The sequence below is a fragment of the uncultured Lamprocystis sp. genome, from assembly GCF_903933125.1.
Lineage (GTDB): Bacteria > Pseudomonadota > Gammaproteobacteria > Chromatiales > Chromatiaceae > Thiodictyon.
Genome location: NZ_CAIZIZ010000575.1, coordinates 1 through 21,200, shown reverse-complemented (window position 1 = coordinate 21,200; position 21,200 = coordinate 1). Strand labels below are relative to the sequence as shown.

Genomic DNA, 21,200 nt, shown 5'->3' with positions numbered 1-21,200 from the left:
ATGGCGACGAGCCCGACGACCGTGGTGGATCAACTGCTCGCCGGGCTGCACCTGCCGGACGGGTTCGATGCCGTCGCGGGCGTGATCCGGGAGTCCCTGGCCCACGTGACCAACTCCGCGATCTGGACGCGCTACGGTCAGCAGTCCCTGGAATGGCTGATCGGCATGAACCCGGTGGATCGGCTGTTCATGCTGAGCGCGCTCACCCTGTTGCTGATGCTGCTCCTGGGTCGGCTGCGCAGCGCCGGAGTGCTTGCGGTCCTGCTCTATGGGGCCCAGTTCGCCGCCCTGCTGTCGACCGACACGCTGTTCGGCGCACCGGTGGCCGCCGAGGTCCGGATCACGGTCGCTGATCAGTCGCTGCACTGGTCCTACGATGCGCTGTCCTGGTTCTTCGCCATGATCACCATCGGAGCCGCGTTCGTGACCGCCTGGTATGCCGCCGGGTCTTGGATGCGCCGTTATCGCGAGGCCGGGCAGAGCGCGCGCGCCTTCCATGTCGCCCTGGCCCTGAATTGTTTCGGCATGCTGCTGCTGGTCGGCAGCGCGGACCTGCTGTCGTTGTTCCTGGGCTGGGAACTGGTGAGTTGGGCCAGCTTTCTGCTGATGGCCCTGGTCGGCGGGCCGGGTGCTCAGGCCGCCCTGAAATATCTGGCCTATGCCATCAGTGGGGCCATGCTGCTCCTGGGGGGCATCGCCCTGATCTACAGCATTGGCGGCTCTTTCGAATACGGTGCGGTCGTGGCCGCCATCCGGGGCATGACCGATGTTCAGGTCTGGACCCTGCTTCTGCTGCTTGGCGGGGGCTTTGCGGTGAAGCTGGGGCTCTTGCCGTTCCATCTTTGGCAGGCCGCAGCCTATGCCGAGGCGCCGGGCGCCGGATCGGTCTTCCTGGGCGCGATCTCGGCACGCATGGGGCTCTTCGGCATCATCGTGTTCATCGTCGGGATGATCGGGGTCAGTCGTTTGATGACTCTGGAGATTCCCTACACCTTCATGAGCAGCCGCGAGCTGATCGCCTGGATTGCGGCGCTCACCATCATCGTGCCCACCTATACGGCCTTGCAGCAGCATGATGCGCGTTATCTGCTGGCCTGGCACGGAATCGGGCAGGGCGGCTATATGCTGCTCGGTCTGATGGTGGGTGATGCGGTCGGCTCCGCCGGGGGTCTGCTGCATTGCTTCAATTACGCCATCACGCAGGCGGCCCTGCTGATGGCGGTCTTTGCCGTGGTTCACCGCACCGGGACGGCGGATCTCAACCAGCTCGGCGGCTTGGTGACGCGGATGCCGCTCACCTTCCTGGTGCTGCTGTTCGGCATCATCAGCCTGGCGGGTCTGCCGCCCATGGCCGGTTTCGTCTCCAAATGGATGGTCTACCGCTCACTGATCACCGAGGGTATGCCGCTGTTGTTCGTGGCCGCGGTGGTCGGCACACTGGGCACCATCCTGTCGGTCTATAAGCTGATCCACAACATCTTTTTGGGCCAGTTGCGGGTGGAGCACCAGGGGGTCGCGGAAGCGCCGCTGTCGATGCTGATCCCCATGCTCGGGCTGTCGGCGCTCATCTTCCTGGCCGGCTTCATCCCTGGGCCGGCGCTGAGCTGGGTCGCCCAGGTCCAGGGGCAACTCGGGCTGCCGGTCGTGCCCTGGGTGCTGGGCGGCATCGTCGACCCCCGCGGCGGCCTGGATATGATCTGGCTGGTCGGCATCCTGATGGCCGGCTTTGGTGTCGGCGCCCTGGTGTTCTACGGTTTCGGCGGCCGATCCAGACGCGTCCACCAGCTCGACAACTATGCGGGCGGCCATTTCCTGACGGCCGATGTGCACTATCAGTACAGCGACAATTTCTATGCGGGTCTGATGCATCTGATCGGCCCCTGGTATCGCGGCGCCTTCCGGTGGCTGGAACGCTCCCTGGCCGCCACCCTGGATCTGGTCTCGTTCGGGGCCGAGGGATTGTACCGGGTGGCGCAGCCGACGTTGTTGATGCTTGCCGCCGCGGTGGCGATGCTGGCCTGGGTCTTCTGATTCACCACAGATGCCTGATAAGGGGCGAATGATGGACTGGTTGAGTGCGATGCGTCTGGATGCGTTGGCGGCCGTGGATTTCCACTGGCTGGGCCTGGTGCTGGAACTGATGCTGATGCCCCTGATCGCCTTCGTGGCGGGCTTGGGCCTGGTGCTGATGTTGCGTAAGATCGCGGCGCGACTCCAGCGCCGGGTGGGTCCGCCGCTGTTGCAGCCGCTGTGGGATATCATCAAGCTGCATGCCAAGGAGACGCAGACCTCGCATGGGCTGATCCACGAGATCGGCATCGTCATGGCGATCGGCGGCTATGTGGCCGCGGTGACCCTGCTGCCGGTGCCGGGCATGAACGGTCTGGCGCAGCAGGGCGGCCTGATCGCCTTGCTGTACATGACCATGATCCCCTCCCTGGGATTGGCCCTGGGGGTGGGGCAGTGCGCCAACCCCAACGGCTCCATTGGTATCTCGCGGGCACTCACCGCGATGCTGGCCTATGATGTGCCGATGGTCATCGTGATCTTTGGGGTGGCGTTTCACTTCGGCTCGCTGAATCTGGTGCACATGATCGCGGCCCAGCAGGCCGGCGGTGTCGCCACCTGGGGCATGGTCCAGATGCCGTTGCTGGCCCTGGCCGGGCTCTTCGCGCTTCAGGGCATGTTGGGCAAACAGCCGTTCGAGATCTACGTCGCCCCGGCCGAGATTGCCACCGGCCCCATGGTCGAGATGGGCGGCAAATTCCTGGGCGGGCTCTTCGTGATGCAGTGCTTCCAACTGTATACGGGGGGCGCGCTCTACGTGACGCTGTTTCTGGGCGGCGGGGAGCATTGGCTGACCTTTCTGTTCAAGGTCTTCGTCGTGACGGCGATCCCCATGACCATCGCCATGGTCTTCCCCCGCTATCGCACCGAGGACATGGTGCGCCTGTTCTGGAAGTGGCCGACGATGATCGGGCTGCTCGGCATCGCATTTGTGATGAACTGACGTTTCCCCCGCGGATGAACGCACGGCTCATGGGCTTCATTCGCGGCCCCATCCTTCTTGGCAGGTGACGCGTGACCCACATCGATCAAGTTCCGACGCCCGGCGCTCCGCTGCCGGTTGAGATTGGCGTGAAGGCCGGGGCGGCGCGCACCAACCCGTTCGCCCGGGTGTTCGACGAACTGGTGCGGTTCGCGCAGTCGCGGTCGCTGTTCATGCTGCATTACTGCACCGGCTGCGGCGCGGTCGAGTTGCCCCCGGCGATGACCTCGCGCTTCGATATGGAGCGGCTGGGCATTCAGCCGATGGTCTCGCCGCGTCAGGCGGATATTCTGCTGATCACCGGCTATGTCTCGGTGAAGACCTTGAAGCGGGTGATCCTGACCTATGAGCAGATGAACTCACCCAAGTATGTGATCGGTATCTGCTCCTGCACCGTCAACGGCGGCATGTACTGGCAGAGCTATGCGACCGCGAAGAAACTCAACGACTATATGCCGGTGGATATTTACATCGCCGGCTGCATGCCGCGTCCGGAAGCGGTGATCGAGGGGTTGCGCGGCCTGATCGAGAACATTCGCACCGGTCGGGCCGACGCCTGGAAGGACTACTACCGACGCTATGACTATTATCTGGGCAATCAGCAGCGCCTGTTCGGCGCCGACTGGCAGACCTCGACCGATGTGATTGCCGAGGCACGTCATTACGACCTCTTCGGACCCGCGACCCTGGGGGCGCATACCGCGCTGCTGGAACAGCATCAGCGTCCGCTGGAGGCCCTGGAGATGCGCATCGAGATTCCGGAGTTGATGCGGCGGCGGAGCCGTTCGGACCAGGATGGAACAGCGCAATGACGAACGAACTGACGACCTGGCTCGACACCCTGCTGGCCGAACTGGACGGCATCGAGGTCCGGCGCACGTCGCGTCGGCGGCTGCGGGTGGAGGTGGCGTCCGACGCCTTGCCGGCGCTGCTGGAATTGCTGCGCGGACGCGCGTCTTTTGTGCACCTGTCCGCCATCAGTTGTGTCGACTGGATCGACGCCGGCCAGTTCGAGCTGGTGTATCACTGCTGGTCTTATGAGATACAGTCCCTGGTCTCGGTGCATACGCGTATCCCGCGCGAGCCGGGCGTCTATATCTCCGTGTATGATATCTATACCCCTGCCGCGTTCTTCGAGCGGGATATCCATGAGATGTTCGGCGTCTGGTTCGAGGGCAGTCCGGATCTGAGCAGGTTCATCCTGACCGAATGGGACGGCCCACCGCCCATGCGCAAGGATTTCGATTCGGAAGCCTGGGTGAATCAGCACTTCGGCTGGCAAGACTATCATCCGGACTGGCTCAAGGATCTGGAGGCGCGCGGCGGCGGCATCGCCGTGCCGCCCAACGAGCAGCGCTTCAGCCGGAGGACTGTCGATGAGACCTGAAAACTATGAGGCGCAGCGACAGCCGCCGAGCTACGACTATGAGCTCAATATCGGTCCCAATCATCCGGGCATCGAGGGCAACTACGCCTTCAAGCTCCGTCTGAATGGGGACAGGGTCATCGCCGGGCGGGCCGATGCCGGTTATCTGCACCGCGGGTTCGAGAAGCTCATGGAGGGCCGGCTGTGGATTCAGAACCTGGCCATCACGCCGCGCATCTGCGTGCCGGACCCGGTGCCCATGGAAGTCAGCTATTGTCTGGCGGTCGAGGATCTGTGCGGACTGGTGGTCCCGGAGCGGGCGCAATGGCTGCGCGTAATGCAGCTCGAACTCTCACGCATCGCCGCGCATCTCTTTATCTTCGGTGGTCATGCGGCCACCACCGGCATGTATACCCCCATGTTCTGGGGCATCGCCGATCGCGATCTGATTCTGGATCTGTTCGAGGAAATGACCGGCGGGCGTGTCTACCATATCTACAACATTCCCGGCGGCGTGCGCCGGGATCTGCCGGACGGTTTCGGCGAGCGGGTCACCAATACCCTCGACTATCTCGAATCGCGTTTGCCGGACTATGACAACCTGCTGTTCACCAACCAGGTCTTCGTCCACCGGGCGCGGGGTTGCGGTCCGATCAGTCAACAGCAGGCCCTGGAGTGGGGGGTGACCGGGCCGAATCTGCGTGCCACCGGTCTGAAGTTCGACGTGCGCCGGGATGATCCCTATCTGGTCTATGATCAGCTCGAGTTCGAGATTCCCACCGAGGCGCCGGGCGACGCCTGGGCGCGGGCGCTGGTGCGGCGCCGGGAGATCAAGGAGAGTATCCGGATCATTCGTCAGGTCGTGGCGCGGCTGCCCACGCTCGCCGGACCCATCCGCTGCCCCATCCCCAATCCGCTGGCCTGGAATGTGCCCGCCGGCTCCACCTATACCAGGGTTGAGTCGTCCAAGGGTGAACTCGCCTGGTATGTGGTCTCCGACGGCGGTGAGCGGCCCTACCGCACCCATGTCCGCGGACCCTCCCAGATGCACGCGGTCCAGGTGCTGGAACAGCTTGCGATCGGGTGCCGGATCGAGGATGTCGCCCAGATCATGTTCTCACTCGACGCCTGCCCCCCGGAGGTGGATCGCTGATGCGCGACATCGATCACCAGGACCGGGGCGGTTTGCTCGGTCCGCTCAAGAACCTGTCGTTCTTTGCCCGGCAGCCGATCACCGAGCCCTTGGGTCCGCGGCCGGCCTCGGCGAACTACCGCGGCTTCCATCTGAACGACTGGGACCTGTGCATCGGTTGCAGCACCTGCCAGAAGGTCTGCGACAACGCCGCGATCACCATGGTCAAGGTCCCCGGCCTGGCTGAGGACCCGGCCAAGGGCATCCGCAATCTGCGGCCGGCCATCGACTACGGCCGCTGCTGTTGGTGTGCCTTGTGTGTGGACTTGTGTCCCACGGGGTCGATCGCGCTCTCGCGTGAATATGTTCATACCTGCCTGGACAGCGAGCTGGACAGCTATTTCATTCTCCCCGACGCCCGGGGGATCCACGGCACGCCCTATCCCAAGGGCTGGGCCAAGTCGACCGACGCGGATCTGGTCGCACTCGAACGCCAGCCGATGACTGAGCAGGCCGCGGCGGTCCGCATCGAGAATTTCGCTGAGATCGTGGCCGGGTACGACGCCAATCAGGCGCTCATTGAGGCGTCGCGCTGTGTCCAGTGCGGCATGTGCCACGACGCCTGTCCGACCCACATGCACGCCCCCGAATACATCCGCGCCATCTGGAAAGGCGATCTGGAAGGTGCGGTGCGCGAGATTTACCGCACCAATCCGTTCGCTCACACCTGCGGCCGGGTCTGCACCCATCGCTGCGAGACCGCCTGTTCGGTGGGCCATCGCGGTGCCCCTATCGCCATTCGCTGGCTCAAGCGCTACGCCATGGACGCGGTGGACCACGCGCGGGTCAAACAGATCGCGGCCGAGGGTCGGGCCGATTTCATCTCCGGTAAGCGGGTCGCGATTGTCGGCGCCGGACCGGCCGGACTCACGGCCGCCTTCGACCTGGTTCGGCAAGGGCATGACGTGACTGTCCTGGAAGCCCAGGCACAGGGCGGCGGCATGGTCCGCTACGGCATCCCCGACTATCGGATGCCGGCCGACCGGCTCGACCGTGACCTGGATATCATCACCTCCCTGGGCGTAAAAATTCGCTACAACACCCGGGTCGGTGTCGACCTGACCATGGAGCGATTGCAGGCGGAATATGACGCGGTGGTCCTGGGCGTCGGCCTCTGGATGGGCCGTTCCACCCGGGTGCCGGGCGCCGATCAGGCAGGTGTCAAGCGGGCCGTGGACCTGCTGCGGGCGGTAGCGGCGGGTGAACCAATCGAGGTCCCCCAGTCCGCGGTGATCATCGGCGGCGGTAATGTGGCCATGGATATCACCCGCACCCTGGCGCGGCTCCAGCAGCAGCGCTATGGCGAGGTCAGGATCACGCTGACGGCGCTGGAAGACCTGGACCACTTCCTGGCCGATGCGGATGAGATCAGGGAGGCGCGGGAGGAGGGCGTGCAGATCCTGGATGCCCGCGGACCGCAGGAGATCCTGATGCGCGAGGGTCAGGTCGCGGGGTTGCGGACCTGGGGCGTGCGCTCCATATTTGATCCCGCGGGTCGGTTCGCCCCCAGTTATGACCCCGCCGATGAGCAGATTCATCCGGGTGACCTGGTGGTCGAGGCCATCGGTCAGGCGGCCGACGTAAACCTGCTGGGCGAGGCCCTGACCGAAGCACTGCAATGGCATCGCGGGCGCCTGCAGGTTGACAGTCAGGGTCGCACCAATCTGGAGTGGCTGTGGGCCGCGGGCGACATGGTGCGCGGTCCGGATGTCGTGTCGGCCGTCGCCGACGGGCATCGGGTCGCGGACAGCATTCACGCCTATCTCTCCGTTCAGGAGCACGCACCATGATCGAGGGTCACCAGGGCAGCTACGATCGGATCAAATCCAAGACCTCGCTGAAAGAGATCCTGGAGGTTGCCTGTTCGTTCGAATCCAGCGCCCGTGATTTCTACCGCGACCTGGCCCCTAAGGTGAGTAAGAACATCCGCTGGCTGGCGGAGGAACTGGCCGCCGAGGAGCAATGCCACTACGATCTGCTGCGTGGTCTCGCGGACCATCCGGACAGCGTCGAGCAGGTCGCGGTCGAGGTCCAGACGCCCGCCAACAACACCCGGTTTTCCGACGCCATCCACCTGCCCGACTTGGGCCCCCGCCCGGACGACCAGGCGGTGCTGCAGTACGCCATGGGGCGCGAGCACATCGCCATGGAACACTACCAGTCATTGGCCGATGGCACCGCGCCCGGCCCCATTCGGGACCTGTTCGTCTATCTGGCCAACGAGGAGACCAAGCACAAGGCCGAGCTCGAGAAGCTCTACTACGAGACGGTGCATAGCGGCGGCGTCTGAGGCCGGGAACAGCCGTCCGCTTTAGCGTGACAGTCGCACGGCGCCCCCGTGGGAGCGGCCTCCGGCCGCGATGGAGTCTCGCCGGATCTATGCCGGATCGGAGTTCAGCGCGGCACCGCATCGCGGCCGGAGGCCGCTCCCACGAGTGATTTTCAGCTTTTCTCAGTCTTCATACCCGTCGCGGATACACTTCTTGCCCTTCTGATTGGAATGGTAGCCGCCGGGGCAGTTGCCATGCTTGTCAATGATCGCCGGCGGTTGGTAGGTCGGGTAGCCGGAGTGGCGTCCTGGCGGGGGCTCCTGGGAATTACCGTAATAGCCGCGCGACGGCGACCGAGCGTCGGAATCACTGACGCAGTAGTTGCCGTCGGGATAGTAGCCCCTGGGGCAGTTGTTGGGTCTCGGAATGACATCGGCAACAGCGACCGTCAGCACGGACGGGAGCAGGGCAGCGAGCAGGACTGAAGGAAATCGGGTACGCATGGCCGGGTCTCATGATGTCTCGGGGACCTGAATCATACACTCCTATGCACGTCCTATGGATCTCGCAGGAGTCGCATCGGGAGGTCGGCCGCGGCAGCGCCGCTCCATCATAAGACGTTGGCACGGAGACTATTTGACTGGCTCGGTACCTGGCCGACGGGCCGCGGCCAGGACGTAATCGAATGGTTCATACAGCGTCTCGGGAATGCTGCGAAAGCGCTCGCGGGTCTCGAAATGGAAGGCGCACTCGACGGCGGTGACCACGTCGCAACAGGCGTCGGGCAACCCGGTCGCGGTGGCCGAGCCTTCGCGCAGATCGATCCGCTCCTCCAGGCCGAGTTTCCGGACGCGGACCCGCGCCAGGCGCACCTGTTCGGGCGTGATGTTGATGCCGATGATCCGCCGCGGGGCAAAGCGCCGGGTCCAGTAAATATCCTGCTGCGCGAACCCGAAGCCGACATCCACGACCTCGTCGGCACTGGTGAGGCCGGCCGTTCGGCCGACCAACTCAACCATTGCTTCGCAGGCCTCGTCGATCGTCCGCGCCTCGGCCCAGTAGCCGAGGTTCAAATACAACCCGCGCTCGGAGAACGCATTGGTTGATGAGAACCGATACATCCAGCGCACCGGCAGGGTCGGGATGGTCATCCCGACACCGCCGCCAAAGGCACACTTGGATGCCCGCATGGCAGCCTCCTTCGATGCGGTCCTGCTACGCCTTTCGACCGATACACGTTGTCTCCTTGAGGCGGAAAGGGTTGAACGTGTTGCCCACCCGAATTGCGCCGGAATAGCCGCCGTTGATTACTCAGGGACGACCTGCCCCTTGGTTCCGGCATCGGCATCCGACCAGTGATCCTCGCCTTTCAAGCGCCGATCACCCTGAATAGTATAGGTGATGCTGCCATCCCGGAACACCAGTGCGCCGTCGCTGCGTTTGGCATTCACGCAGGGCAGCGAAAGCCATTGGCCCTCATGAAACCTCGACTTCTGTCGATGGCTACCCAAACCTGCGGATAGTTGGCGGATAGCGCGGGCCAGGGGCCGGATGAAGTCGCGTAGATCCGCGTATTCCCGGACCTAGCCCTCTTGCCTTTGGCGGGCGGCTTGGCGCGGGGCGCGTGCGCGGTTGCGTCCAGTGCGCCCAGGATGGCCAGGTGCAGTCCGCCAAAGAAACGCTCAGGGCAGGCCTGGCTCCAGTCCTGGGTGGTCGCGTGGATGCACACCAGGTTCGGCTCGGCGGCGAGCGCCTGCCAGACCTGGTTCAGAAAGGACGACTTGCCGAAGCGCCGTTCCCCGAGCACCGAGACGCTGCCGGGCTTGTCCGGCCGGCGCAGGACACCCAGGGTCTCCGCCAGTTCGCGCTCCCGGCCGAAGAAGACCGGGGAGTCAGGCGGCAGCGAGTGCCCGGTGACATAGGGGTTGCGCCCCGGCACGATGCGCGCGAGGCGCTCCGTCTGGCTCGCGAGTCCGGGATGATCCGCGCGGCCCAGTTGGGCCTTGAAGTCCGCCATGGTCCGCTCCGTTCGTGGGGGTCGGTGACGGCTGGATTAAAGCACCTATCGGGGTCAGGGGAAAAGAGACGCGGTGGTCTGACGCTCAGGCTGTCTCTTTCGCAATGCCCAACGCCTGCCGATAGACGGCATCGCTCAGCCAAAATCCGGCCTGTGAACGTAAGGCATCCAGGCTCGGACGGACGGCCGACAGGAGCCCGCGCTCCTTTGCGAGGAGCAGCACGCCAACGACCCCCATGGTCCGCAGTCCCATGCGCTGCGCCCGATGCCGACCGTCTCGCTCGTCCATCAAGACCAAGGTCGCACCGATCGCGGCCAGGTTGGTCAGTGGCGAGGTATTGCTGACGACGCCAGTCATGATCCGGTCTGGCGCAACTCGCTCAAGGCGACGAGATCTTCGGCGAGGTCCAACTCATCGTAATGCGGCGGGATGCGCCGGGAGCCCAGCAGTTGGCGGAACTCCCAGAGCGACAGACCGGCCAGTTCCCGTGCCTTGCCGATGGACAGGCGCCGTTGGGCGTAGAGCGTGAGGGCCAGATCCTGCTTGACCTCCTGCACCGACAACCGTGCGGAGTCCAGGACATCTATCGGAATCTCGATGTGGGCCAAGGTCATAGGCTGCTCCTGGTCGATTGTGCGGGGGCGTGCGCTGGTGGCGAGTATACGCGCGGTCCAGGAAGATCAGTGGCGAGACGCTGTCCGCATCGTCGGGCCGGCGCAGGACGCCCAGGGGCCTCCCCCCGTTCGCGCTCCCGGCCGCAGAAGACCGGGGAGTCGGGCGGCAGTGACTGCCCAGTGACCGAGGGTTTTGGTCCCGGCACGATGCGCGCGAGCCGTTCGGCCTGGCTTGCGAGTCCGGGATGATCCGCGCGGCCCAGTTGGGCCTTGAAGTCCGCCATGGTCCACTCCGTCGGTCGGGCTGCTGTCCGGTGATTTTCATCGTTTTATTAAGCGAATTCCGGGGACAGTTTACTTATTTCATACTTTGTTGCTGCTGCAATCGAGCAAACTGTCCCCGGAACTGACTGCGGCAGGTTGACGACGGTCTCGACCGGCAGGCCGGTCGCGGCGACGAGGGTCGAGTTGTCCTCCGAGGTGCTGCGCACGAGGTTGACCCCGGCGACGCACATTGCCCTGGCCTCGCCCTCCGCGAGACCCATTTAACGGCTAGCGCAGTACCGGGACACCTCCCCGGTTTCCCACCGGTTGCCCACTAGATCGCCTGGGATGCGGTCAAGAACAAGGCGATGACCGAACGTCTGGACAGCAGCTACGGGATGCCCGTACAATCGTCCTCATGCGCACCGTGATCGAAACGCCGACCTTCCAGAAGCAGGCCGAAAAGGTCTGGACGGAGGCGCAGCGGCTTGAATTCATCGACTGGATTGCCGCCGATCCTTTGGCGGAGGGATGTGATCCCAGGCGCAAACTGCGCTGGGGTCGCGCCTGGGCGGGCAAGCGCGGCGGTGTGCGGGTGATCTACTTCAACCTGACCGGGCAGGGGTACGGTGGTGTTGAACATGCTCTACGCCAAGTTGGAACCTGCCAACATCGCACCCGCCGACATTGAACGAGAGATCTGACATGGACATTGAGGCGATTGCCAAGGCCATTGAGGCGGACGCGGGCGAGGCCCTGCCGGACCTGCGCCAGGCGCTCGAGGAGGCTCAGGCGGGTATGGGCCGGGTCACGACGGCCGAGCAGATCCTGGTGCGTTCCGCCCGAGCGCAGTCAGGGTTGTCGCAACCGGCATTTGCCGAGCGCATCGCCACACCGGTCGCGACCCTGCGGGATTGGGAGCAAGGCCGATTCGCGCCGCCGGGTGGGGTGCTATGTCTGTTGCGGCTCATCGTGCGCCATCCCGAATTGATGGATGAGATGTCTGCGGCCTAGCAGCCTATCGGACTTGATGAGGTAACCGATGGAAGCTAAAGAGTTTCAGCTTTTTTTGGCGCAAACTATTAATCTATTCCCGGACAAACGGCATTGCTGGTGCTCAAGGCGACGCTCCGCGACGGCCCCGATCTGTTCGAACTCTTTGTTGACCCGATCCTCGGGATAGGCTAAGCCCGCGCCGCCACGATCAGCAGGATCACCACCAGCACCACCCCGCCCAGGGGCAGCAGGGCGGCCAGCCAGTCGCCCTTCTCGGCCTTACGGCCGCTTTCTTGCCAGTGTTTGTAGGCCGGCCACAGCCGGAACAACAGCAGCACCAACACCGCCGCCATCGCGATCTTCAGAAAAAGCTCCATCGCCGTATCCCCCGTGAGTGTCGCAAACAAGAAAAACCCCGGCACCGGGCCGGGGTTTCAACGCGGTCAACCTCGACCACGGGCCGCCGCGGTCAGGCGGCCCGTGTCAGGTCAGTCGTCGCCCATGATCCCCAGGATCTGCAACAGGCTAATGAAGATGTTGAAGATGCTGAGATAAATGCTGTAGGTCGCCATGATGTAGTTGTCTTCTTCACCGCGGGCGATCCGGCTGGTGTCGTAGAGGATCATGCCGCTCATCAGCAGGATGATGGCCGAGGAGATGGCGAGCGACAGCGCGGGCATGGCCAGGAAGAGATTGGCGATGATCGCGAGCATGACGACCATCATGCCGGCGAACATGAAGCCGCCCATGAAGCTGAAGTCACGCTTGGCGGTCAGGGCATAGCCGGAGAGCCCCAGGAAGATCAGCGCGGTGCCGCCGAAGGCCAAGGCGACGGTCTCGGGACCATTGGGCAGTGCCATGTAGACGTTGAGGATTGCGCCCAACCCAAAGCCCAGCAGGCCGGTGATGCCGAAGATGACGCCGATGCCGGACGCGGAGTTGGCGGTCTTGGGCAGCACGAAGATGCCGAGCAGCATGGACACGATGACCGCGCCCATATAGACCATGGGCGGCATCTGCAGGGCCATCGACAGCATCGCCGTGACGGCCGAGAAGGCCAGCGTTGCCGCCAGCAGCATGTAGGTGTTCTTGAGCACCTTGTTCGCGCTGATCGCCCCTTGGGCGCCGCGCATCAGGGTGTAGTCGGTGTTGGCCATGGTGGTCATACTCCTCGTGAAGATTGCTTGACGTGAACAGCGTCGTGGAACTTGGCGTGTGGTGAGACCCGAACGGAACGGCCGAGTTCCCCTAAGGATACCGGAGCGCGGCGAAACGGCAAGAATTTCGGTGCTTGGGTGCGCGAGCGGATTCGGTTATCCTGATAGACTGAAGGTAGGGTCAGTGGTCCCAGGTGCAAGGCCCTGGTCTCGATCCCGCCTCCTTATGGAGAGGTGGCTGAGCGGCTGAAAGCGACGGTCTTGAAAACCGTTGAGGGTTTACCCCCTCCGTGGGTTCGAATCCCACCCTCTCCGCCAGATCAAACACTTAGCTCTCGTTTGACGCTTCCCCCCGCGCTTCCCTCCCTGGTTTGAGTCCAAATTGAGTCCACAACCCTGATGGGTTGCTCTACACTGGCGCCGTGTTGCGGGTTCTTGTGGCCCGTAAACAAGCGAGCCCCGAGGACGTGCGACCATCCCCGAGGCTCTGTCCACCTTCCAACCTGTAACGAGGTTCGGCCGATGGCTACCCGTCATCCTACCCGGTCGGACTGCGGGAGTGCAGACCGTGGCGAGCATCACCAAGCTGGAGAACCGCAAGGCTAAGCCCTGGCAAGTGCGCATCCGCCGCAAGAACCAGACCTTCGTTGAGTACTTCCGCACCAAGCGCGAGGCCGCCGACTTCGCCGCCAAGGTCGAAGCCGACTTTGACCGTTGGGCCAAGCTGCTGGGGGGCGAGCTGCGCCGTCATACCTTGGCGGAACTGATCGACCGGTTTATGGAGCGGTACCGCGGCAAAGACGTGAGCGTGACCGCCCGTGCGGGTTGGTGGCGTGACGAGTACGGCAACCGTCCCTTGTCCGAGTTCACGGGCGACACCGTGCGGGAGGGACTTTCCCGGCTTGCTGGGATGACCGCGCGGCAAGGGGGGCACCTGGTCACCGCGACCGACCGCACCCTGTCACCGGCCACCCTGAACCGCTACCGGACCGCAATCAGCACGATCTACAAGGCCGCCATGGACGCGGGTTGGTTCGGGATCAGAGAGAACCCCGCCGCCGGTATCCGGCAACGTCGCGAGAACAACAACCGCTTCGGCCGCTGTCTGGAGGACGGGGAGCGCGCGCGCTTGCTCGAGGCCTGCGACCGGGCCAACTGGACCGGACTCGGGGTGTTCGTCCGCCTGGCCCTGGCGACCGGCGCCCGCCGTGGCGAGTTGATGAAACTCACCTGGGCAGACGTGGATCTGAAAGCCGGAAGCATCCTGCTCCGCGAGACCAAGAACGGCGAAGATCGTCGGGTTCCGCTGATCGGCGAAGCCCGCGCCCGCCTGGCTGAGTGGGCCAAGGTCCGGCGCCTGGACGATCCCCGCCTGTTCCCTGGAGTGACGTCCGACAAGAACCCGCCGCTCGATTGGGCATGGAACCAGGCCAAGGCCGCCGCGGGAGTCGAGAATCTGCGCATCCACGACCTACGGCACTCCTGCGGTTCCTACCTTGCCCGTGCGGGGGCTTCGGCCTTCCAGATCGCCGCGATCTTGGGGCACCGTTCCGGCCCGGGTCTGACCGCGCGCTATGTCCACCTGGTTGCAGAGGACTCGCGCGCGCTTCTTGAAGGTGCGTTGTCTGGCGTGCTGGACGGCAAGCGCAAATGAAGGCACCGGATCGGATTGATCTTGCAGTGCATGAGGCGATCCAATCGGCTGATGGACACTGCCGGGAGCCGGTGTCTGGCCCCGCGTATTCGCAGGGTTCAATGGTCGGTTTCGTCAATGGGTCTCTTGCTCTTGACGACCACGGCAGACCAATACTTGATTTGGTGTTTATTGGTCTACCATCTAACCCGCCGAGTAAGGTCAAAGGCCGCCCCCGTCGTGATGCTCGCCGCGTTGCTGTGGCCTTGGCGTATTGCCTGCAAACCGGCTGGTTCCATCAGGGGAAGATGGTCGCGTGCCAAGCAATAGAGCGAATGCTTTCTTATGGCGAGGGTGGGGTTTACCGGGTTCTATTCAAAGAGCAAGAGCAGACCGGGAAACTTCTAGCCAACGGTTTGCAGATTGTTGGTGAAACAACCAGCGACACGGGCACGAAGGAACCTCTATCCATCTGGTTCGATCCGAGCGCACGGATTCACAGTGCGCCGCTCGCCCTGACGATCAGCGGCCCCGCCTGGTATTGGCGCCCCGGAATGCGGGAAGCGGAGTTCGAGGGGCGATACACCTTCAAAGCGACCGCGGGCGATCAGCAAAGACTCGCCGCGATTCTGGCGCATGTCGCAGGGTGGCAACATCAAGCGGGGAAAACCACACCCGCCGCCTAATGTCAATGGGCAATAATCGGCTGTATTTATTGCCCATAGTTCCGCTCGCCGTCCGCGATCACACTATCTCGCACCATCATTTAGCGAGATACAGCATATGTTCGACCATCCCACCCCAGCGCCCACGGCCGCCCCCGACCTGACCGACTTCCACACCTTCAAGCACTTCGCCCGCGACTTCGAGCGGCAGAAGTTGGGCTCCGTGCAAAGCCTTCGCTGGCTCGCCCGCTTCCGCGAGACGAACGGGCTCCTGGCGTCTGGTGCCATGGTGGAGTTGAAAACCCCCGGCGCGACGCGCCCCCGTCTCCTGGTGAATCGCCCGCGGTTCGCTCAATGGCTTGCGACCCAATCAACCGCCGTCGCGGCATAGGGGGCACGTCATGAACAATCACCGCACCACGTATGACGACCTATGGCGCTTGGTTCACTCGATCAGAGGGTGCGCCGCCAGTCAACAGACATTGATCGACTCGCGCGATGATGGGGCCAAGGAACAGTTGTCGGGGTTGATCGGCGCCGTCGAATACCTCGCCGAGCGGGCGGCCGAGTTGGCAAGTACCGCCCGCGATGAGTGCCCTTGGACACCCCCGGACCTGTCCGCCCTGAGCGATGCGCCTGACGAAGTGGAGCAGCCGCGATGAGCCGCCGGTCTGTCGCTATCCGCCGCGCCCGCCAGAACCGCCAGAAAAGCCGCTGGGGCACCCCCAAAAAGACGCCCCGTACAGGGAGCGAGCCTGACGAGGCGTCTGGGGAGCTTGCGGGACTGCCACAAGCTGGAGTAGGGTTATGCCGTCGCGATGGGCCTGCCTTGGCAGAAAGGCCCACCGCGTAAGGACCGCGATCCGGTCGCCGGCATGAAGATTGTACCCCGCCCGGGGTCGGTCTGTCGTGCCACGCCTGCCCGTTCGCGGTCAATCCCACTTGCTGGAGATTGACCCATGACAACCACCCAACACGCCCCCGCCGCACCCAAGCCCCGCGCCCCCCTCCGCAAAGAAGACACCCGGCGCGCGTCCGCCGTTTCTTGGGAAACGCGTTCATGAGCGCCCCCGCCCGCACCCGGCGCCGCGGCATCCAGCCGGGAGCCAACCTCTCAGTAACGGAATACCCACATACCCCGGTGCGTCCAGACGTGCCCCCCGAGGTCCACCCGGTCTGTCTGCTGCTGCCGAACATGACCCCCGCCGACTTCAAGAACCTCGTCGAGGACATCAAGACCCACGGCCAACGGCACTCGGTCTTGCTGTACGAGGACAAGATCCTTGACGGCCGGCACCGTGCGCGCGCCTGCGAGCAACTCGGGATCGAGACCCATTACGAGGCGTGGTCTGGCCCTGACCCTGTGGCCTTCGTGCTGTCGGAGAACCTACACCGCCGACACCTGACCCCATCGCAAAAAGCGATCATCGTTGCCAAGGCCATGGATTGGCATCGAGCCGCCGCTGCTGTTCGCGAGAAGGCCGGAAAAGCACACGATGAGGCAACCCTAGCGCCACGTGGCGCTAGGGTTAACAAATCGGGTAAGGCCACGGAGACTGCTGGGGTCGCTGTCGGGGTATCTGCGCGCTCCGTTGAACGTGCCCTCAAGATCGCCAAGGAAGGCACCACGGAAGACGAGCAAGAGGTTTTGGCCGGCAAGACGACCGTCAACGCCAAGCTCCGCGAGATCGCCGCGCGGACCAAGGCCGCCCCCAAGCCCCAGCCCCAGCCGGCGCCGCCCGCTCAAGCCGCAGTCACCGCCCCCCCGCCGCCCGCATCAGATCCAGCGCCCGCGGTCCGCCAGCCGGCGCCGTCCGAGGACGAAGAGAACGCGCCCGTTACCCTCACGTTCGACGACTACGATTGGGAGCGGTTACGCGCCATGGCCAAGGTGTGGTGCGTCCCGGTCACATCACTGGCGAAGCAGTTCGTTCTGCTGCGCCTGACCGACGAGGAAGAGCGCCGCGAAGGTCTGTGGGGTGGCCGATGACCGCCCCATCCTTCGCGAAGGTCAAGGCCGCCGCCCGTGGCCGCTGGCCGGACATGCTGCCATCGCTCGGTATCCCTGCGGAGACGTTGACCGACCGGCATCACGCCTGCCCTGGTTGTGGCGGGAAAGACCGCTTTCGCTTCGATGACAAGAACGGCGATGGGACGTGGATTTGTGGGGGAGGGGGCGAGCGGATCGCGGGCGATGGGTTCGCCTTGCTGGGGCACTGTCTTGGCATGACCCCAAGTGAGGCCCTCGCCGCCGTCGCCAAGTATCTCGGAGTCACGGGCGACGATACCCCCCAGGCACGGCAGGAAGCCCGTAGGCACGCGCGGGCCGCCGACCGTGCAGAGATCGAGGACGCACTGCTGCACGAGCTACGCGTCCTCGTCAGTGTGATCGAGAACCGGGTGACGAGCCGCACCCTGGCCCGCGATGCCAAGTTCCGGGCCGCGCGTCCCGACTGGCGCCCCTTCCCGGATGACGAGTGGGAGCGGGAACGTCTCGCCGCCCGTCGCATCGGCAACGGCCTGGAGGCCCTCTATGACGGCCGCCGTTAGCTCGATCCTGGACAGCCCTCCGCGTGGCCGGAAGAAGCCGCCCGACCCGAAACCAGCCGTTCCGGAGCAGACTCACTTCGACATCGCAACGGACTGGATCGCGACCCAAGGCGCGCTGGCACCCGTCGCAGACGAGGGGCGGCTATGGGCGTACCGCGAGACGAGCGGACTGTGGGAGGCGATCCCTCCTGAGCGCATCCATACCGACATCGGCGCGCGGTTCCGGTCCCAGAACTGCAAAAAGTACGCGGACTACAAGGCCGTGGCCGCCCTGGTGCACGACATGACCGCCTGCCCTGAATACTTTGCGGGGGCGCCCATCGGCTGCATGACGCCAGACGGGTTCTACGCCGTGCGCGGGTCGGAGTTCACCGTCTCGCCCCCGTCCCCGGAACTGCGGCAGCGGTGCGCAATGGCGGTCACCCCGGCCGATACGGATACCAGCCGCTTCGATCAGTTCTTGGATCAGAGCTTTCGGCATGACGACTTGGGCACGTCGATTGCGCAACAGCGCCTGCTCCAAGAGATCGTCGGCGCCGCCCTGGTCGGCACCTTCTACCGCTACGAGCGGGCCGTGCTACTGCATGGCAAGGCACAGGCCGGCAAGTCCACCGTCCTGCGCCTGATCGAGGCGTTGTTTCCGCCGCAGTTCGTGGGGTCGGTGTCGCCGTTCGCGTGGTCGGATGACTACCACGCGGCGGCCCTGGCCGGGTTGCGGATCAACCTCGTCGGCGAACTGCCCGCCGACAAAGAGTTACCTGCCGCTGCTTTCAAGCTGATCACGGGGCGCGATGCGGTACAGGGTCGGCACCCCTTCGGGCGGGTGTTCAGTTTCCGACCGACCTGTGGGCACATTTTCAACAGCAATGACTTCATCACGACACGCGACCAACACCCGGCGTTCTGGCGTCGCTGGCTGTGTCTCGACTTCGCCAATTCCGTGCCCGATACCGACCGCGACGAAGACTTAGGCGAGCGGATCATTCGCGAGGAATTACCCGGGGTTGCATGGTGGGGACTGGAAGGCGCCCGGCGCCTGGCCGCGCGAGGGGGATTCACCAACTCGCCCGCGCATCATGCAGTACTCAAGCGTTGGCGCCAGTCATCCGACGCGGTAGCGGAGTTCCTCGCCGATGCTGACGCGGTGCGCGTTGACGCTGCCGCCGTCGCGGTCCGGGGCGAGGCGTACGAGGCGTTCCGGGCGTGGTGCAAGGACAACGGCCGCCAAGCGCTAGCCAAGCGGAAGTTCTTCAGCAGAATCGAAGGGTTAGGCTATGTGATCTCGCAAACCAGTAACGGGTATTGGGTGATTCGCGGGATCGGGCTTGTTCCTACGTCAATGACCTGACACCTAAAGTGTTTTTGTGCGATCCAAGAACAAGAACTTGTCACTATCGTAATAACTTAAAGTGTATGTGTACAGAAGAAACAGAAGAAACAGAACGAAAAACGCCCCTTAAAGCCCTCTACGCGCGGGCGCGCACAGGCATGGGACCGGGGTCGGTTCAATCCTTCTGTTTCTTCTGTACGTCACCGGGGTCCGGGGTTGGCCAGGCAAGCGCGCCCGCGTCCCGATCTACCGACGCTTGGCCGATTCTGAGATCCACTGACCAATGCCCATGCTGAAGGGTCATAGGTACCTCTGACGCCTGGTCGCGCTACCGAGGCGCTCAAGGCGCGGTTTTTCAGAGATTTTGGGGTTCGTTTCGTCCGTGTTTATAAACGTAATAAACAGGTTTTTCCGATAACAATGAATTACATGATAGATTCAGACGATGACGCGAACCCGGCGGTTGCCCTGATCCGACTTTCCGAAGCCCTCGCGTCTGGTGAACTCCCCGCGTTCGAGGATCGGCGGTTGTTGGTGGGCGCCGTGCATCGCTGGATCGAGCAAGGCGTTCCCCTGGAGCTCGCGCTCGGACTCCGCGGTATGCCGTGCCAGGCCAGCGCCCGCACGATCTACCGGCGGGCAGAGCAGCACCGGCACCTGCGGGCCGCCCATGCGCTGTGCGAGGGTGCCACCCCCTGGGCACGCGCGGTTGCCCTGGCCGAGGAGATCCATCGCTTCCATCGGCTGTGGCCCGCCTACCGCGACCTGACCGCCAACCCAGACCCCAAAATGAGCCGAATCGTGCACGAACTGTTCATGGCCCGCAAGCTCGGGGAGCTACCAGAAACCGCGCGGGGCCTTTCCAACATCTGCTACTCGCAGTGAAAAAGGCCCCCTCTAGCGGTTTCGTTGAGCCTCGCGAAAAATGAAGGTCTCGCGTAGATGATTGCGCGAGACCGGTGCGGGTGTGGTCCCCGCGCGCTGTCGCCGGCGTGATAGCGACCGCCCCCCCCCGCGGGCCATCGGGGGGAACTTTTACCCAGTCGCGAGGCCCACATGGATACCGACCCACCCCCTGCCCACCGCTCCCGACTCGCCGCCCTGGACCTGCTAGGCCGCGATCCCTGGCTGATCGAAGCCAGCGCGATGCAACAACTCATTTGCATTGCCAGCCGACTGAATGACAGCCCCGAGGCCGTTGCCACCCGGTTGGGGCGCCCCCTGGACAATGCGCGCACCGTCCAGACCCACGGCCGAACCGCCGTGATCCCGATCCAAGGGCCGATCTTTCGCTATGCGAACCTGTTTACCGAGGTGTCCGGAGCCACGTCCTTGGAGATCCTGGCGCGCGACTTCCAGGCCGCGCTGGATTCCCCGACCGTCTCGCGCATCGTCCTGAGCATCGATTCACCTGGAGGTCAATCCTGCGGGATTGCCGAGTTCGCGCGGCAGATTCGCGCCAGTACGAAACCGGTTACCGCCTATGTCGGCGATCTGGCCGCCAGCGCCGCGTACTGGATCGCCAGCGCCGCCGACGAAATCGTTGCCAGTCCCACCGCCATTTTGGGCTCGATCGGCGTTGTGATGACCTACCGGCCCCCCGTGGAACGCCCCGGCGAAAAGCCCACGGTCGAGATCGTGTCGAGCCAAAGCCCGCTGAAACGCGTTGCCCCGGACACCCCGTCCGGCCGGGGTGAGGCGCAACGCTTGGTGGATCAACTCGCCGAGGTCTTCGTTGCGGATGTCGCCGCCGCGCGCCGTGTTTCTCAAGAAACGGTCCTTGCCGACTTCGGGCAAGGAGGCATGCTGATCGGACAGTACGCCGTCGCCGCCCGCATGGCCGACCGTATTGCGTCCCTGCAATCCCTGCTGATGACCGGCGCCCCTGCTGGGGCGCCCCCGATGGAGACCTACGCTATGTCCATTGCCACCCCCGCCGCTGCGGCCGTCCTGCCCGCCCCCTTCCCGACCTACGAGCGCGCCGTGCAACAGTACCAGGCCCACGGCATGACGCTGGGACAAGCCCACATGGCCGCCGGCCGTGCCCATCCCGACCTTCATCGGGACTGGCTGAATCGCGTCAACGCGCGCCCCGT

General features: G+C 64.3%; 26 protein-coding genes and 1 tRNA gene. 19 read left to right on the top strand and 8 right to left on the bottom strand.

From position 1 onward, the window contains the following. The 7 genes from QZY03_RS31215 (at position 1) to QZY03_RS31185 (ending at position 7,897) form a co-directional block, all read left to right on the top strand. Positions 1 to 2,031: a proton-conducting transporter membrane subunit gene (locus QZY03_RS31215; protein ID WP_295588203.1), complete on the top strand. Its 2,031-nt coding sequence runs from the start codon at positions 1 to 3 to the stop codon at positions 2,029 to 2,031. 28 nt (positions 2,032 to 2,059) lie between these two features. Beyond that, positions 2,060 to 3,010, top strand: a complete 951-nt coding sequence (locus QZY03_RS31210; RefSeq protein ID WP_295588200.1) for a respiratory chain complex I subunit 1 family protein — start codon at positions 2,060 to 2,062, stop codon at positions 3,008 to 3,010. 71 nt (positions 3,011 to 3,081) lie between these two features. Beyond that, positions 3,082 to 3,861, top strand: coding sequence for an NADH-quinone oxidoreductase subunit B (locus QZY03_RS31205; RefSeq protein WP_295588197.1), 780 nt, complete (start codon positions 3,082 to 3,084; stop codon positions 3,859 to 3,861). Continuing rightward, the gene (locus QZY03_RS31200; RefSeq protein ID WP_295588194.1) at positions 3,858 to 4,436 is read left to right on the top strand and encodes an NADH-quinone oxidoreductase subunit C; all 579 of its coding nucleotides are present in this window, start codon (positions 3,858 to 3,860) and stop codon (positions 4,434 to 4,436) included. The genes QZY03_RS31205 and QZY03_RS31200 overlap by 4 nt, the downstream gene beginning before the upstream one ends. After that, entirely contained in the window at positions 4,426 to 5,568 is a 1,143-nt protein-coding gene (locus QZY03_RS31195; RefSeq protein WP_295588191.1) for an NADH-quinone oxidoreductase subunit D, read from the top strand. The genes QZY03_RS31200 and QZY03_RS31195 overlap by 11 nt, the downstream gene beginning before the upstream one ends. After that, entirely contained in the window at positions 5,568 to 7,397 is a 1,830-nt protein-coding gene (locus tag QZY03_RS31190; RefSeq protein ID WP_295588187.1) for an FAD-dependent oxidoreductase, read from the top strand. Before QZY03_RS31195 ends, QZY03_RS31190 begins: the two co-directional genes overlap by 1 nt. Then, positions 7,394 to 7,897, top strand: a complete 504-nt coding sequence (locus QZY03_RS31185) for a ferritin family protein (protein ID WP_295588185.1) — start codon at positions 7,394 to 7,396, stop codon at positions 7,895 to 7,897. Before QZY03_RS31190 ends, QZY03_RS31185 begins: the two co-directional genes overlap by 4 nt. Positions 7,898 to 8,059: 162 nt before the next feature. On the opposite strand, the gene QZY03_RS31180 is transcribed toward QZY03_RS31185, so the two are convergent. From QZY03_RS31180 to QZY03_RS31155, 6 genes are all read right to left on the bottom strand, one after another. Next, positions 8,060 to 8,380: a hypothetical protein gene (locus QZY03_RS31180; protein ID WP_295588182.1), complete on the bottom strand. Its 321-nt coding sequence runs from the start codon at positions 8,378 to 8,380 to the stop codon at positions 8,060 to 8,062. A gap of 129 nt (positions 8,381 to 8,509) precedes the next feature. Further along, on the bottom strand, positions 8,510 to 9,067 hold the full coding sequence (locus QZY03_RS31175; protein ID WP_295588180.1) for a cyclopropane-fatty-acyl-phospholipid synthase family protein: 558 nt from the start codon (positions 9,065 to 9,067) through the stop codon (positions 8,510 to 8,512). 117 nt (positions 9,068 to 9,184) lie between these two features. After that, complete coding sequence (locus tag QZY03_RS31170; RefSeq protein WP_295588177.1) at positions 9,185 to 9,328, bottom strand: hypothetical protein; 144 nt, start codon at positions 9,326 to 9,328, stop codon at positions 9,185 to 9,187. Beyond that, positions 9,325 to 9,894 (bottom strand): hypothetical protein, encoded by a 570-nt coding sequence (locus tag QZY03_RS31165; RefSeq protein WP_295588175.1) that lies wholly within the window; start codon positions 9,892 to 9,894, stop codon positions 9,325 to 9,327. Before QZY03_RS31165 ends, QZY03_RS31170 begins: the two co-directional genes overlap by 4 nt. Positions 9,895 to 9,979: 85 nt before the next feature. Continuing rightward, a complete protein-coding gene (locus tag QZY03_RS31160; RefSeq protein WP_295588172.1) occupies positions 9,980 to 10,252 on the bottom strand; it encodes a DUF3368 domain-containing protein in 273 nt (90 codons plus the stop codon). Further along, the gene (locus QZY03_RS31155; RefSeq protein WP_295588169.1) at positions 10,249 to 10,509 is read right to left on the bottom strand and encodes a UPF0175 family protein; all 261 of its coding nucleotides are present in this window, start codon (positions 10,507 to 10,509) and stop codon (positions 10,249 to 10,251) included. Before QZY03_RS31155 ends, QZY03_RS31160 begins: the two co-directional genes overlap by 4 nt. Positions 10,510 to 11,191: 682 nt before the next feature. On the opposite strand from QZY03_RS31155, the gene QZY03_RS31150 reads away from it, so the two are divergent. Together QZY03_RS31150 and QZY03_RS31145 are read left to right on the top strand one after the other, a co-directional pair. Beyond that, positions 11,192 to 11,464 carry a hypothetical protein gene (locus QZY03_RS31150; protein WP_295588166.1) on the top strand — a complete coding sequence of 91 codons (273 nt, stop codon included), beginning with the start codon at positions 11,192 to 11,194 and terminating at the stop codon, positions 11,462 to 11,464. Between the two features lie 14 nt (positions 11,465 to 11,478). Further along, positions 11,479 to 11,787: an XRE family transcriptional regulator gene (locus QZY03_RS31145; protein ID WP_295588163.1), complete on the top strand. Its 309-nt coding sequence runs from the start codon at positions 11,479 to 11,481 to the stop codon at positions 11,785 to 11,787. A gap of 170 nt (positions 11,788 to 11,957) precedes the next feature. On the opposite strand, the gene QZY03_RS31140 is transcribed toward QZY03_RS31145, so the two are convergent. Together QZY03_RS31140 and QZY03_RS31135 are read right to left on the bottom strand one after the other, a co-directional pair. Further along, the gene (locus QZY03_RS31140; protein ID WP_295588161.1) at positions 11,958 to 12,146 is read right to left on the bottom strand and encodes a hypothetical protein; all 189 of its coding nucleotides are present in this window, start codon (positions 12,144 to 12,146) and stop codon (positions 11,958 to 11,960) included. 111 nt (positions 12,147 to 12,257) lie between these two features. Continuing rightward, positions 12,258 to 12,926: a Bax inhibitor-1/YccA family protein gene (locus QZY03_RS31135; protein WP_026199749.1), complete on the bottom strand. Its 669-nt coding sequence runs from the start codon at positions 12,924 to 12,926 to the stop codon at positions 12,258 to 12,260. Positions 12,927 to 13,154: 228 nt separating this feature from the next. On the opposite strand from QZY03_RS31135, the gene QZY03_RS31130 reads away from it, so the two are divergent. The 10 genes from QZY03_RS31130 to QZY03_RS31085 all read left to right on the top strand — a co-directional run. Then, positions 13,155 to 13,244 (top strand) — tRNA-Ser (locus QZY03_RS31130). A 250-nt stretch (positions 13,245 to 13,494) separates the two neighbouring features. Next, complete coding sequence (locus tag QZY03_RS31125; RefSeq protein ID WP_295588158.1) at positions 13,495 to 14,580, top strand: site-specific integrase; 1,086 nt, start codon at positions 13,495 to 13,497, stop codon at positions 14,578 to 14,580. Continuing rightward, on the top strand, positions 14,577 to 15,245 hold the full coding sequence (locus QZY03_RS31120; RefSeq protein WP_295588157.1) for a hypothetical protein: 669 nt from the start codon (positions 14,577 to 14,579) through the stop codon (positions 15,243 to 15,245). The genes QZY03_RS31125 and QZY03_RS31120 overlap by 4 nt, the downstream gene beginning before the upstream one ends. Positions 15,246 to 15,342: 97 nt before the next feature. Next, positions 15,343 to 15,615 (top strand): hypothetical protein, encoded by a 273-nt coding sequence (locus tag QZY03_RS31115; RefSeq protein ID WP_295588155.1) that lies wholly within the window; start codon positions 15,343 to 15,345, stop codon positions 15,613 to 15,615. Between the two features lie 10 nt (positions 15,616 to 15,625). Further along, on the top strand, positions 15,626 to 15,886 hold the full coding sequence (locus QZY03_RS31110) for a hypothetical protein (protein ID WP_295588152.1): 261 nt from the start codon (positions 15,626 to 15,628) through the stop codon (positions 15,884 to 15,886). Between the two features lie 398 nt (positions 15,887 to 16,284). After that, positions 16,285 to 17,214, top strand: a complete 930-nt coding sequence (locus tag QZY03_RS31105) for a ParB N-terminal domain-containing protein (RefSeq protein WP_295588149.1) — start codon at positions 16,285 to 16,287, stop codon at positions 17,212 to 17,214. Beyond that, the gene (locus QZY03_RS31100) at positions 17,211 to 17,774 is read left to right on the top strand and encodes a primase-helicase zinc-binding domain-containing protein (protein WP_295588147.1); all 564 of its coding nucleotides are present in this window, start codon (positions 17,211 to 17,213) and stop codon (positions 17,772 to 17,774) included. The genes QZY03_RS31105 and QZY03_RS31100 overlap by 4 nt, the downstream gene beginning before the upstream one ends. Next, positions 17,758 to 19,122, top strand: coding sequence for a phage/plasmid primase, P4 family (locus QZY03_RS31095; protein WP_295588145.1), 1,365 nt, complete (start codon positions 17,758 to 17,760; stop codon positions 19,120 to 19,122). The genes QZY03_RS31100 and QZY03_RS31095 overlap by 17 nt, the downstream gene beginning before the upstream one ends. 411 nt (positions 19,123 to 19,533) lie before the next feature. Beyond that, the gene (locus QZY03_RS31090; RefSeq protein ID WP_295588142.1) at positions 19,534 to 19,989 is read left to right on the top strand and encodes a hypothetical protein; all 456 of its coding nucleotides are present in this window, start codon (positions 19,534 to 19,536) and stop codon (positions 19,987 to 19,989) included. A gap of 171 nt (positions 19,990 to 20,160) precedes the next feature. Then, the coding region (locus tag QZY03_RS31085) for a S49 family peptidase (RefSeq protein ID WP_295588139.1) at positions 20,161 to 21,200 on the top strand (1,040 nt) is incomplete at its 3' end.